At 67.0% G+C, this 13,002-nt stretch carries 13 protein-coding genes; 5 read left to right on the plus strand and 8 right to left on the minus strand.

The annotated features are described in order from the left end of the window. Positions 1-30 precede the first annotated feature (30 nt). The 6 genes from ACFY10_RS01300 to ACFY10_RS01325 form a co-directional block, all read right to left on the minus strand. Positions 31-801 carry a nucleotidyltransferase domain-containing protein gene (locus tag ACFY10_RS01300; RefSeq protein WP_390662935.1) on the minus strand — a complete coding sequence of 257 codons (771 nt, stop codon included), beginning with the start codon at positions 799-801 and terminating at the stop codon, positions 31-33. Between the two features lie 27 nt (positions 802-828). After that, the gene (locus ACFY10_RS01305) at positions 829-1,638 is read right to left on the minus strand and encodes an aminoglycoside phosphotransferase (protein WP_390664110.1); all 810 of its coding nucleotides are present in this window, start codon (positions 1,636-1,638) and stop codon (positions 829-831) included. Between the two features lie 93 nt (positions 1,639-1,731). Continuing rightward, the gene (locus ACFY10_RS01310; RefSeq protein WP_390662936.1) at positions 1,732-1,944 is read right to left on the minus strand and encodes a hypothetical protein; all 213 of its coding nucleotides are present in this window, start codon (positions 1,942-1,944) and stop codon (positions 1,732-1,734) included. Then, positions 1,941-3,059, minus strand: coding sequence for a radical SAM protein (locus ACFY10_RS01315; RefSeq protein ID WP_390662937.1), 1,119 nt, complete (start codon positions 3,057-3,059; stop codon positions 1,941-1,943). The genes ACFY10_RS01310 and ACFY10_RS01315 overlap by 4 nt, the downstream gene beginning before the upstream one ends. 130 nt (positions 3,060-3,189) lie before the next feature. Then, positions 3,190-3,561 carry a DUF6415 family natural product biosynthesis protein gene (locus tag ACFY10_RS01320; protein WP_390662938.1) on the minus strand — a complete coding sequence of 124 codons (372 nt, stop codon included), beginning with the start codon at positions 3,559-3,561 and terminating at the stop codon, positions 3,190-3,192. Then, on the minus strand, positions 3,551-4,099 hold the full coding sequence (locus tag ACFY10_RS01325; protein WP_390662940.1) for a hypothetical protein: 549 nt from the start codon (positions 4,097-4,099) through the stop codon (positions 3,551-3,553). Before ACFY10_RS01325 ends, ACFY10_RS01320 begins: the two co-directional genes overlap by 11 nt. A gap of 197 nt (positions 4,100-4,296) precedes the next feature. On the opposite strand from ACFY10_RS01325, the gene ACFY10_RS01330 reads away from it, so the two are divergent. The 3 genes from ACFY10_RS01330 to ACFY10_RS01340 all read left to right on the plus strand — a co-directional run bounded on the left by ACFY10_RS01330 (position 4,297) and on the right by ACFY10_RS01340 (position 8,147). Next, the gene (locus ACFY10_RS01330; protein WP_390662941.1) at positions 4,297-5,412 is read left to right on the plus strand and encodes a helix-turn-helix domain-containing protein; all 1,116 of its coding nucleotides are present in this window, start codon (positions 4,297-4,299) and stop codon (positions 5,410-5,412) included. Between the two features lie 13 nt (positions 5,413-5,425). Further along, a complete protein-coding gene (locus tag ACFY10_RS01335) occupies positions 5,426-6,010 on the plus strand; it encodes an HD family hydrolase (protein WP_390662942.1) in 585 nt (194 codons plus the stop codon). A gap of 244 nt (positions 6,011-6,254) precedes the next feature. After that, on the plus strand, positions 6,255-8,147 hold the full coding sequence (locus ACFY10_RS01340) for a DNA/RNA helicase domain-containing protein (protein ID WP_390662943.1): 1,893 nt from the start codon (positions 6,255-6,257) through the stop codon (positions 8,145-8,147). A gap of 164 nt (positions 8,148-8,311) precedes the next feature. Here the strand turns inward: ACFY10_RS01340 and ACFY10_RS01345 are convergent, their stop codons facing one another. After that, positions 8,312-8,821 (minus strand): ATP-binding protein, encoded by a 510-nt coding sequence (locus ACFY10_RS01345; protein WP_390662944.1) that lies wholly within the window; start codon positions 8,819-8,821, stop codon positions 8,312-8,314. A 150-nt stretch (positions 8,822-8,971) separates the two neighbouring features. Between ACFY10_RS01345 and ACFY10_RS01350 the strand changes: the two genes are divergently transcribed. Both ACFY10_RS01350 and ACFY10_RS01355 read left to right on the plus strand, forming a co-directional pair. After that, positions 8,972-9,838, plus strand: a complete 867-nt coding sequence (locus tag ACFY10_RS01350) for a helix-turn-helix domain-containing protein (protein ID WP_390662945.1) — start codon at positions 8,972-8,974, stop codon at positions 9,836-9,838. Beyond that, positions 9,835-10,056: a DUF397 domain-containing protein gene (locus ACFY10_RS01355; RefSeq protein ID WP_390662946.1), complete on the plus strand. Its 222-nt coding sequence runs from the start codon at positions 9,835-9,837 to the stop codon at positions 10,054-10,056. Before ACFY10_RS01350 ends, ACFY10_RS01355 begins: the two co-directional genes overlap by 4 nt. A gap of 112 nt (positions 10,057-10,168) precedes the next feature. Here ACFY10_RS01355 and ACFY10_RS01360 read toward each other — a convergent pair whose 3' ends face one another. Next, positions 10,169-12,964 (minus strand): ATP-binding protein, encoded by a 2,796-nt coding sequence (locus ACFY10_RS01360; protein WP_390662947.1) that lies wholly within the window; start codon positions 12,962-12,964, stop codon positions 10,169-10,171. Positions 12,965-13,002: the final 38 nt, after the last annotated feature.

The following is a 13,002-nucleotide window of genomic DNA, read 5'->3' on the forward strand; positions in this document are numbered from 1 at the left end:
TTAGCCGGGTTAGCCGGATTGTTCGCCCGTCTATGTGAAAGCGGACGCGAAGAGCGCCTCCGCGTCGGCTATGGCCCGATCCAACGCCTCGGGATCCGCGCTCAGTTGACCGAGCACCGCATCGATCCCCCGCAGCCCGGCTCGCTCCAGCAACCGCTTCTCGTTCGTCACCCACTCCCCCCGCGCCGCCAGCACGGCATGCCCGGTCTGCACCGCAGCAGTGGCGATGGCGCCCGAGACCTCCGTAAGGCGACCTGCTGGGGCGTGGTTGGCCTTCGCGTAGGCGAGGGTGACGTGGCCGGTACCGCGCCATCGTTTGGATGCGGAGGCGCGCAGTTTCTCCGGATATGACGCCGGCCGTGGCAGCTCGCCCCTGAGCACCCGGTTGATCGCCAACTCGGCGACGATCAAGTAAGTCGGAATCCCTGCGAGATGGAACAGCAACGGCTCCACCCGGAACCGCCCTTCCTCCGCCTCCGCCAACTCATGCTCCACGACGTCGAGATCGCGGTAGTGCACGTCGACGCGCCGCCCGTCGATCGTCAGCCAGGCGCCGCCATTGAACACGCCGCCGCCCCAGCCGCCGACTTCGGAGACCTCGCCCTCCCAGCCGAGGGCGCGCAGGTCGGCGGGGTCGAAGGGGCCGCGGTAGTAGACGGCCAGGTCCCAGTCGCTGTCGGGCCGGTGAGTGCCCTGAGCGCGGGAACCACCTAGGGCGACGGCCTGGACCGTGGGGAGGGCGGCGAGGCGGTCTGCGACAGTGTCGAGGAATCCCTGATCGTCTCTGTCCATCTCAGCCATGACGGCCAGCCTGCCCTCACGCGACTGTCAGTGCCACGCATTATCAACGAGGAGGAACGTCTTCAACTGGGCAGCATGGTCGGCCATCGCCACCTTCCAAGGCGCGGGATCCTCCGCGGCGATCTTCCGCCACAGCCGGGTCACGGCCGTAGCAAACGCTCCCAGCGCCTTCGGGTCAGACTCACGCCAGGACGGAATCCGCTGTACCCACGAGACCGCATCTGCGGCCGTCGAGCCGGCCTCCATGATCCGCAGCGCGAGCATGAACGGGTCGATCCACGCTGCACCCCGCGTCGGCCACGCCCAGTCGATCAGACGTGCCCTGCCGCTGTGGATGAGCACGTTGTCCGGCGCGAAGTCCGTATGCAACAGCGCGTCCCCGGCGAGCAGCTCCGCCTGTCCTTCTTCCGTGTACTTCCCCCACCGCTCCTCCGCTGTCTTCAGGTCGACATCGTCAGGCGCGGTGACCTCCTGCAGCTCGGCGAGCGCGGCCAGGACCAAGCTGAGGTCGTCGGTGTTGGTGTAGTCGGCGTGGCGTCCGTCAACCGCCTCGTAGCCAAGGAGCACCCAGCCGCCTGCCTCCACATGCCACAGCAGCCTCGGGCAGGCGGCAGGCAGGTAGGGGGTGATCGCGATCTCCCGCTTCTGGGAGACAACCTGCGGGTTGTCCGCGGGGATGCCCTTGACGAAGACGGGGCCGGTCTCGGTGTCGAGGAGGGCGGCGACGGCGCTGTTGATGCCGCCTCCGGCGGTGTGGGTCGCAGTGATCTGGCCGGTCTGGGTGGTGACCGCCTGGCGGGCGGCGGCGGGCAACTCGTCGAAGGCGACGCGAGGCATGGACACGGGGCGCAGTTCCTCAGGGCGTAGGCGGGCGAACAGGACGCTGCCCCGGCCAGCGTAGGCCGGGGCAGCGCTGGGCGGAGACCCGGTCTAGTACGGGTTGTCGTCACCGGCCGAGCAGTTGCATCCGGCGGCCTGGGCGACGTCGCCATCCACGTCGCCGATGATCCGGAACTCGCCCTTGCTGATGGCGGGACCCTGGACGGGCACGGGCAGGATGCTGCTCGCGGCGTCGGCCGGGCGGCGGCCGATGGTGACCAACACCGGTTCGGGCCGGGTCTGTGTCGCGGTGGGTGGAGTCATGATCCATAACCTCCGTGTTGGCAGTAGAGCGATCGGTTGTCCCCCGCCTCCTGGTAGAGCTTCGCCAGCGGCCGGCACGTCCTGCATGTGGCGGCCTGCGTGCAGCCGGAACATCCACCGGTGCGGAGCTGTAGGGACTCGGCGACGGCGCCGAGCCGGGAAAGACTTCCGAGACCTTCGGTCATGAGATTTACGCTCGGATCGCGGCCCACTTTGCAGATGGACGCGATGCCGTGCGGATTGACGTGGAAGAAGGTGTGGCCGGCGTTGCAGCCCTTGAAGATGCTGCGCGGCCGCAGATGATCAGCGGCCTGAGCAGTGAGCGGGTTGGCTTCGCCGTCGATCGTCGGCGACATGCTCGAGTACACCTGGTGCGGGAAGCCCCATCGGTCCTCGGCGAGCCGCACCATGGCGTCCGACTCGTGCTCGTTGGCGTCGGACACGATCACGTTGAGACGTACGGGCAGGCCCGCCTCGCGTGCCGCGTCGAGGCCGCGGGTGAACCGGGTCCACGCGCCGCGGTTGCGGGTCACGGCCTCGTACGTCTCCTCGGTCGCGCCGTACAGGCTGACCGTGAGCCGGTACGGACGGTAGCGGGAGAACAGGTCGCGGATGGCGGTCTTGTGAAGCTGGGATCCGTTCGTCGACACCTGCACCATCAGGCCCAGCTCGTGCGCGTACTCATACGCGGCAGCGAACTGCGGGTCGATCAGCGCCTCGCCGCCGGTGATCTGCAGCCACAGCACCCCGGCATCACGCAGCATCTCCAGCAGGCGCTGCTTGTCCTCCCATGACAGCCCGGCAAACCTCTTCTCGCCGAGGTAACAGAAGCCGCAGTCGTAGTCGCACCCGAGGTTGATCTCCCATGACGCCTTCACGAAGCCGTACGGCGACGGCTCGCGGACGAGCACCACGGCGTGCAGGCTGCCTTCCGGCAGGGGCACTCCCCACGCCTGGGATGCCGCGTCGTGTAACCAAGCCGGCGTCGGGTGGCCTTCGGCGGCGGCGGTACGAAGTTCCTCGTAGCTCGACTGGTGTATCTGGATACCTCGGGCATGGCCGGGCCGCAGGATGAGGTACTGCCCCAGGAACGGGCTGGCGAGCAGGCTGTGCATAGGGTTCCTTCACGGGTCGGGTGAGCGAGAGTCGGCGAGACGGCCCAGGTGCCCGCGGGCAGGAGGGGCTGACTGCCGGGACCTCCTGGGCGGACCAAGAGCGCCGCTGGTCTGTTGGGGCTCGGCGGCGCTAACCGCTCAGGGCAGGCGCGCTGACCTGCTGATGGCACAGCGCGGCCAGGGCCCGGCAGGTCAGGGCCAGGTCTTCCATGCGGACGGCGGCCGTGCGATGGTCCGGGCTTGGCCCGTCGTTGAGCGCCTTGCGGGTGCGGACGAGGAGCCAGCGGGCGGTCTCGCGGTCGCTGGTGTCCTTCTCCTGCCCTTCGATCACCGTTTCCAGCTCGGCGGCCAGCAGTTCCACGTGCCGGCGCAGATAGCCGGTCAATCTGTCCACCTCGTCCCAGTCTGGGACGGTTGCGGGCAACCCGTTGGTCAGCTCCAAGGCTTCCGTCCAGGTCTGACGGAACAGTTCCAAGTCGAGCGACCGGCTGTCAGCCACCATCGGTCTCCTTCATCGCGGCCAGGCGGAAACGACCCACGTTGACCATCTGCGCGACCGCGTCGGCCTGGCAGACGGCTTCAGAACGCTCCGGTGACACACACCAGAAGGAGCGGGCCAGGTACCGCCTTGAGTCGATGCTCGGGTGCGGGACGCCGAGGTAGCTGCCCGCGAGGAGGCAGGCCGTGTCCGGCACCCGCCAGGTGGTGGATGGGTCGGCCGGGACCAGGCAGTAGTACCAGCCTGATTGCCGGTCGACGAATACCGGGCCGCCATGCAGGGCGGCGGCAAGGTATTCGTCGACCCGGGCGCGGTCCGCGGCGGCGAACACGACATCGGCCGGAACGCGAATGGCAGAGAACTGAACGCCACAGCGCAGGAGGGCAACGTCCATGGTCTGCCACTCGGCGCGCGCCCGAGCCGGATCGTCGGCAGCCCGCAAGAGCCACTCGGTAACGTCCAGCTCGTGGTCGGCACGCGAGTGCACGAGCATCCCGGCCTCCACATCCAGCGTTGAGCGTCCGGCTTCTCTCATCACCACCCGGCCTCCGCGACCGGGCGAGGCCACCGCCTGAGATGACGCATTCGGGCTATGTGCACGAGCAACGGGGTCCATGAGCAACTGCCTCCCTACTAGGCTCGATCAGGGATGGCTACAACGGTAGAAATCCCGCGCCACAGCCTGAAGTGACTGTGAGTACAGGTGGTTTGCGCTCGAACCTCGGGAACGGACACCCCATGCGGCCAAACTCACGGCAAACCCTGACCGGCGGTACAGGAACGCCAACCCGACCCCGTTCAGGTCTCATCTCGGGGTACGTCCTGCGCGTCATCAGAGAGCACCAGGGCCACACGCAGGAGGAGCTCGCCGAACACCTGATGGTCTCCCCGGACACCATCGCCGGCTGGGAGACAGGTCGCCGCCCGCTGACCTCCGTCCCGGTCGGTCAGATGCTCTTGCAACGTCACCGACTCATGCAGATGGGCACCCCGTCCGCGCTCCTGCAAGCCCTTGAGCGCGCCCTGGAGGCGGACGTCCTCCTGGCGACCGTGCTCGACGAAGACGCCGCGGGCGAGGAAAGCCCGCTGGGCGCGATGGTGATGCAGCGCGAACTCGGCGAAGTCCTGGCTTGGCCACTCAACGGCGTACCGCCGCAACCCATCCGGGACTTGCCCCAGCCGCCGCGCCCCCGGCGCGGCCCAGCTCCGGCCGGCCCGAAGCTCAGCCAGCCGGAACGTGCGGTGTTCTTCTCCACCATGCGGCGCACCGCCGAACAGGCCCGCGGCGAAGGACAATTCTTATTGCGCCGCCAGGCCCTCTACCTCTCGGGCTACGACACCCAGACGGACGCGGCGGACTGGCTCGCTCACCAACAACGCACGGAACGGCCCAACGACTGGCTGACCTTGTGGCTCAACTCCCGCAGCGTCGCAGCCGTCGCCGCCAGGCAGGGCGACCGCGACCGCATGAGCCACTTCATCGACACCGCGCTCATGAACGACGACGCAGGCGAGGCCGCCAACCTGAACTACTGGGCGTACTGGGTCGGCGAAATGCAGCACACAGAGCTGTCGGACGACTTCATCGCCGACCGCACACCCCGGCCGTGGCCCGGCGACAAGCTCCTGTCACACCTCGTCCAGGGCCTGGCACCGCACCACGGCTTCGTCGACCTCAACATCCACACCCTGTGGTCACTGCTCCAGATCCGCCCCAACCTTCTCCGGTCGGGCGCGGCAGCCCGGGCCCTGCGCGACCGGCTCCCCGTGATGTTGGATAGCCGGGAGCTCTCGGCGTGCGGGCGACGGGAGTTGGAAAGCATCCGGTACGCGATCCGCCTCGCCGAGGCGTGAGAGGAGCCCCACGGTGTCCGAGGACCTGACCGCGGTTGCCCGTTTCCTGTACGAGGCGGGAACACTGAAGAACACCGCTCGCACCGGATGGTGGATGGCCGGCGTCCAGCACCCCGAGTCGGTCGCCGAGCACTCCTGGCGTACCGCCCTCATCGCAACGATCATCGCGAAACTGGAGGGCGCCGACCCGGCCCGGGCCGCATTCCTCGCCGTCTGGCACGATTCCCAGGAAACTCGCACAGGAGACGTCAACCACCTCGGCAAGAAGTACACCGGCGGAGAGGCCGACCCTCGCGACATCACCGCCGACCAAGTCGCCGGCATGCCCGAGCTCCTGGCCGAAGCCGTGCGTGACTTGGTCGCCGAGTACGAGGCCAAGGACTCCGCGGAAGCGATCTGCGCGCGCGACGCCGACAAGTTGGAGTGCATGATCCAGGGCATCGAGTACCGGGACCAGGGCTACGCCAATACTCAGCGGTGGATCGACAACAGCCGGGGTCGCCTCGTCACCAAGACAGGCCAGGCACTCGCTGACGCGGTGCTGGAGACGGGGTCGCTGGACTGGCTGCGGGCGGCGCTCGGCGAGCAGAAGAGCTGAAAGCTTAGGCGCTGCAGATCGGAAAGCGGACAGTTCCGTCTTGCAGACCACGCCCAACCTCCGCGCGTCACGTATCACCTGACCGAACCCTCCCCCGTCCCCTCCACGTGATCGACACGCTCACCTAGGATGGCGAACACCATCTCAGCGGCCCGACGGGCTTCCTGATCCGCCTGCACGGCGGGCATCGGAGGACATGCCCCCACCCGCACGAGTCTTCTTCGTGCTGCCTGGGGGCATTTTCTTGCTGTTCCGTGAGTCCGCGGCATCCGTTGCCGCCCGCCTCCTCGAAGGGTCGCTGGCGCTGCATCTGACCGAGAACTTCCGTCACCAGCACGGCCGGAGCCCCGCGCAGGCGGAGATCCGGTCCTGGGAACGCAGCCTCCCCGCCCTCGTCAACGGGCTCATCGAGGCCGGGCTCGACGACGTGGAAGTCCTCGTCGAGTACAGTCTGCCCCTCACCAGCAAGCGCGCGGACGCCCTGCTCGCCGGGGTGCACCCGACAACCGGCCAGCCGTCGTACGTCGTTGTCGAACTCAAGCAGTGGAGCGCGGCCTACCCGGAGGAGGACGAGCCGCTGCTGTGTCGCATCGACGCATACCCGCAGCCCGTGCTCAACCCGATCGAGCAGGTGCGGGCCTACTGCGAGTATTTGCTTTCCTTCAACGGGGCGTTGGAACGGATGCCCAACTCGCTGGCCGGCGTGGCATTCCTGCACAACGCGACCGAGTTCCAGATCGCGGGGCTCAGGGGCGTCGAGGAGAACCAGTACGGTCGGATGTACACCGGGGAACAGCGCGGTGCCTTCCTGGATTTCCTGCGCTCGCGGCTCGCCGCGAAGCCCGGCGCGCAGATGGCCGACGTACTGCTCGACGCCAAGGTACGGCCGTCCAAGCAGCTGATGTCCGTCGCGGCAGCCGAGATCCGCGACCGCGAGCAGTTCGTGCTCATCGCCGAGCAGCGGGTCGCGTACGAGAAGGTGATGTCCGCCGTCCGCAAGGCCAAGCGCGGCAACCACAAGCAGGTGGTCGTGGTGACCGGCGGTCCTGGATCCGGCAAGAGCGTAATCGCGCTGTCGGTCCTGGGCGAGCTGTACCGTCGCGGAGTAACCGCGCTGCACGCGACCGGGTCGCAGTCGTTCACCAAGACGATGCGCAGGGTCGCGGGGCACAAGAAGCGTGAAGTGCAGCAGCTGTTCAAGTACTTCAACAGCTTCATGGACGCCGAGCCCAACGACCTCGACGTGCTGATTTGCGACGAGGCCCACCGACTGCGGAAGACCTCCGCCAACCGCTACACCAAGGCAGCACTGCGTACCGGACGGCCCCAGGTGGCGGAACTCATCGACGCGGCCCGGGTCCCCGTGTTCCTGCTCGACCAGCATCAGGTGGTCCGGCCCGGCGAGATGGGGACCAGGCAGGAGATCGAATGGGCCGCCGCTGCGCAGGGCCTCGACTGCACGGTGGTGGAACTGGACGGTCAGTTCCGGTGCGGCGGCAGCGACGCGTACGAGAAGTGGGTCATCGACTTGCTCGGCCTGGACGGCGGCACGCCCAGCCAGTGGGAGCCCGACGGCAAGCTGCAGCTACTGACCGCCGAGACCCCGCAGGAGCTGGAGGACTTCCTCGTCGCGCGCCGGGAGGAGGGCTACGGCGCCCGCTTGTCGGCCGGCTACTGCTGGAAATGGACCACGAAGGTCACCTCCGGCATGACGGCACTCCCCGCAGACGTCGTGATCGGCCAATGGTCCCGCCCATGGAACGTCTACGGCGACCGATCCGTGCTCGGCGCACCGCCCGCACCCCTCTGGGCCACCGACCCGGCCGGCTTCGGCCAGGTCGGGTGCGTCTACACCGCGCAGGGCTTCGAGTACGACTGGTCGGGCGTGATCATCGGCCCCGACCTGGTCTGGCGAACGGACCGCTGGGTCGTCGACCGCTCGGCTTCGAAGGACCCGTCTTTCACCAAGGCCACGCCGGACGACGACGTCGACCGTCTCATCCGCAACACGTACAAGGTGCTGCTGACGCGGGGAATGGTTGGGACGATCCTCTACTCGACGGACGCGGAGACCCGCGAGAAGCTGCGGTCGCTGGTTCATCCGGCATCTCGGGCCGAGCTGCCGACGCTCGTGTAGTTCCGCGTGTGCGAAAGGTTTGTCATCCGGTGTCACCGGGCGGTGCGATGCCGGAGCTGCGTGCAGCTCGCCGCCCGTGACATCGTCCGGTGTCAATGCCGCCCCCATGAGAGCGGTGCACTTCCGGACGACGCAGCCCTACGCCCCGAACGCGGATGGGCCCCTCAGCTCCCCCCTGGTTCAGCGGGCACCCGGCAACACACCTGCTTCCCAATCGCCGACCTCCGCACGTGCCATCCCGGCGCCAACAGGTCAACCAGGCCCAGCCCGCGCCCGGCTTCCGCCTCCGCACTGTCAAGCGGTGTAGCCCGGCGCCTCGGTAGCGCCTCTGGGTCCGGGTCGTGGACATTCACGGCGACGCCGTACGCCGTCACGTACACCTCCACCACGAGCGGTACGTACTCGCCGTAGGCGCGCACCGAGTTGCCGACAAGTTCTGAGAGGACGAGCTGTGCGGAGTCGACGGCATCGTCCTCGATGCCCTGAGCCAGTAGTTCGGCGCGGGCCAACTGCCGTACGGCGCACAAGTTCTGAGGAGAGGCGCAAACGTGAGCGGCGAAGCCGTGGGGGCGAGGGCGGAGGTAGAAACCGGGGGTGGTAGGCGTGAGGGGCGATGCGGGTGCGTTGGTGCTGAGGAGCGCTGGGTGAGGGATGAGGGGCGGAGTGGGGTGCATGTCGCTTGGCCTCCTGATCGGTTGGCGAAACTGCCCCCAGCTTCAACCACACTCGCAACTTTCTCCCTGAGGTAGAAAACTTCCAACCCAAAGGAGTGAAGTTCTCGCTACGGTGTGCGATCCACACGGAACCGTTGCCAGACTCCGCACATGCCCAACTCACCACTCGTACCGACCGTTCGACGCCGCCGACTGGGCGCGAGCCTGCGCCGCCTTCGCAGTGACGCCGGGATGACGCTCGATGCCGCTGCCGGAGCCATGGGCTGGAGGGCACCGAAGCTCTCGAAGATCGAGGGCGCCACCCAGTCGATCAGACCCGCAGACGTGGGGTCCCTGCTGACCGTCTACGGGGTGGAAGACACCCAGGTAAAGGATGCTCTGAGCGCCCTCGCTCGGGACGCCGGCAAGAAGGGCTGGTGGCAGACGTACAGCGCGATTGTCTCGCCCACCTACGCCGACTACATCTCGCTCGAATCGGACGCCGAGACGATCTACGCGTGGTCCCCGCTGGTCGTACCCGGCCTGTTGCAGACAGCCGCCTACGCCCGCGAGACGATCGCCGGCGTGACGACGTCACGCACACCGGAAGAGGTGGCCGCCCTGACGGAGGTACGGATGGCCCGGCAGTCCGTACTCTCCCGCCCGGGTACGGCTCCGGAGCTCTGGGCCATCGTCCACGAAGCAGCCCTGCACCAGCGCTTCGCCGTACGCCCCGCGATCATGCGTGAGCAGCTCCGGCGGCTGCTCGACGTCTCGGAGATGCCGAACGTCACCGTCCAGTTGATGCCGCTGGACTCCACCTCGCACCCCGGCGTGGTCGGCGGTTTCACCCTGACCGGCTTTCCCCAACCGATGCCCTCCGTAGTGCTCTTGGAAAACCTCAGCAGCGCGACATACGTTGAGGGCGACGACGCGACGCCCTTCGCCAAGGCCTTCGAACGCATCCGTGCGACGGCGCTTCCCGTGGAGGACTCGCTCACGAGAATCGCCGAGCTGGAAGAGGGCCACCGGAAGTGAACGACCTCAAGGCTGAGCTGTACGCGTACGACCTCACCGAGGCGATATGGCGGAAGGCATCCGCCAGCGGCGCGGAACACGACTGCGTCGAGGTCGCAGAACTCCCCGACGGCGCAAAAGCAATCCGTGACTCCAAGAACCCCGGACGCGAACCCCTCCGCTTCACCACCTCGGGATGGGCTGCCTTCCGGAAGGGCGTCATCGCCGGAGAACTCTGACCAACGCCGGGCCGGACTTCATCCTGCCGAGTCGGGCTATGCACCCGGGCCTTAGTACCGCCCGGCAACGCTGTTGCACGCGCCGCAGACGGCTCGCAGCCCTGAGTTGCGCCTATTGTTCGTGTGCCTCAGCCTGTAGGCCGAGCTGGCCAAGGCCCTCCTCGACGACCAGGTCAATCACATGCGGGGGTATCGGCTTCGAGGATCGAACAGAAACCTCTAGTCCTACGCGTACCTCGGCGCCCTGCGCGGCGAAGGGCAGCACTGCCACTTTTACGACATCGCGCACTTTGTCGGCCGGGACATCTGCGATACGCAGCCGCAGGCTGGTGGGCCCTGCTGCGGGTGCCCTTGGCGCTGGTTCCTCCGAGGCCGCCGGCTCTCTAGTCTCGGGGTGGACCGACACCCCTGTACGCGCGCTGCTGGTGGCAGGAGGGTGCGCGGGAGGTGACTCAGGGCCGCGCAGGGCCTGCGCGCGGGCTGCACGCACCAGCCAGGTGCCCGGCTGGAAGTCGATCTCATTCGGCGAGATCTCCTCTCCGATACGAACCACTGCGTCGGCCGCCTGCCAGGTGGCGCCTGAAATCAGGCCGAACACCCCACGCCTTACCCCCTCTGTAAGACAGTCGCGTAGCACCTCGGCCGAGGCGAGTTTCGGAAGTCTTGGGAAGCGACGGAATGCCCTGAGCAGGTCTTCTATCTCGACAGCTTCTACATCCGCCGGAAGCAAATCGAAGCGGTCTGACAACAGCGCGGCTGGAGCGAGCCTGTCCAGCAGTCCGTCACTCGACCGCAGCCGTTCCGTGACCCGGGACGTGACGGTCTCGCTTGCACGGGCGGCACCGAGGTCGAGGTGCGAGGTGGTGGGTGGGGAGCCACCCGTGCCGTTAGCCAGCAAGTACACATGGCGGTAAGCCATGGTGAGGAGCGCGGGGAGGCGTTCTTCGGCGCGCTGGACCCGCTCCCGCAGGTCAGCCTGCTGTTCCTGGTTGAACCGCTTCAGTCGGTGTACGTCGTCTCGCAGTTCGCGCATCGCTGCCAGGGTCCGTGCCAGCGCGCGGGCCCGGCCGAGGGCTCCTGTGTCGGGAGCTACCACGACCAGTGCGTTCTTGTTGGTGCGGCCGGACTGGTCGTATTCGCTCAAGATCCGGTGGGCCACGTCCCCGACTGTGCCTGGGTCGGAAGGCTCGACCCGGTGCTCGGGATCGAGCAGAGCGAGTGTAAGACGAGGTTCGTCACGGACGTCCGCGGAACTCAGGACGCCAGTCTGGGTCCGCCAGGGGGACTTGGCCGGAGCCACACTCTTGGTGGCCTCTTCCAACAGCTGGGCAATCGTGTCCTCCGGGACAGCGCTCTCGCGCTCCACGATGACCTTGTTGAGGTTAGGTTCGGTGGTGAAACGGTAGCGGCCGCCCTCGTAGCGCATGTACCAGGCGACGTTCTTAACAGTGTCCCGGACATCCTCGAGGGCACCACGGGACAGCCCGGGTCGCCCCACACCGACTGTCATCTGAGCGTCGGATGCGCCCAGGACCCTGTCGGAACCGAAGGAGTTGACGAAGGCCGTCGTGGCAAGTTTGGTCGCGAGCCGCAACTTCTCGATCTCGCCGCCACGGCGCTGGTCCTCGATGCGCGCTCGGGAGTCCTCGCGAATGATGTCGGCGTTAAGAGCCGACAGGTAGGAACCACCAGTGATCTTCAATACCTCGGCCCGCACCCCAGGATCATGCAGCGGGATATCGCCCGGGTGTATGAGCGGGGAGACACGCCCCTCAGCGTGGAGAGCCTTGATGCTGTGCGCCAAGGTGCGCAGTGCACCGCGTGTGCGCTGGAAGCCAGAAAGTGAGCCCCAGCGATGGGTGAGCAGGTCGATCAGCTCGGGGTGGAAGGGGTAAGCGGCCTCGATGCGGTCGCGGTAGACGGGATCACGGTATACAGCCGGGAGAGCATCACCGAACTGCTCGGCGTAGTAGTCGCCGTAAGCGTCCGCGACCGTGCGGCGCTGGGCGGGTGTCCCTGTGCTCTGGAACAGCCGAGTATGCAGGACAGGAAAGATGTCATCGCCCTCGACTGGCGTGATGACATTCTCCGTCCGGCCGAAAATCTTCGCCAAGCGCTCCAGCAGATCCTCGTGGTTGATACCTGTGAAGTCTTCGAGGTGGGAAGCCGTGAGAGTCGCGACCAGACAGGCGCCGGGAGTATTAGCGACTGCAGTGGTCAACTCCTTAATGAAAACGAGCGTGTTGGTGGTCAGAGCGCCTTGATCGCCATCGGCAGTGATGGTCTTCGCCAGGTATTCGAGAGTCTCGTCCATGAGGATGAGGCAGGGCGTGTAGCGCTTGAGCAGGGCCACGAGATGAGCGGTGGAGGTCGCTTGGCGGGCCTCGTCCTCGGCCCGAACTCCCTCGTACGCCTCGTCCCCGCCAAGCTGAAAGGCGAGATGGCCGAGCAGGGTTCGGCCCGGAGAGCGATTCTCCTTGGCACGATCCGGGCTCAGACCGGATCCGTCGAGGACTACGACGGTTGCCTGCGGAAGGCGGCCATCCGTGAGGGAGGCGGCGAGCTGGCGGGCCAGCCGGGTACTGGACAGAGCACGAGCGTTGCCAAAGAGATGGTAGGCGGACAGCAGGGTGTGGGTCTTTCCACCACCGAATTCCGTCTGCATCCTATGCACTGCCTTGGCGGCGGGGTCGCCGGCCAGTCGACTCCCGATCTCGACAAGAGCAGTGCGCAGGTTGTCCGTCAGATACGTCTTCTGCACAAAAAGTTGTGCGTCACGGTAATCCTGTGGTCCCTCCCCCTTGCTGACCAGGCCAAGATCTGCAGCGAACAGCGCCTCGTCGAAGGAACCGTTAACAATGTCCTGGTGCGGAGGGGCTATCTCGTTCCAACTCTTGAGGCCGGCCACGGGATGGGTTTTCCTTTCGCTGCGTGGGTGGTGGGGCG

Origin of the sequence: Streptomyces sp. NPDC001401 (genome assembly GCF_042895385.1) — a bacterium.
Lineage (GTDB): Bacteria > Actinomycetota > Actinomycetes > Streptomycetales > Streptomycetaceae > Streptomyces.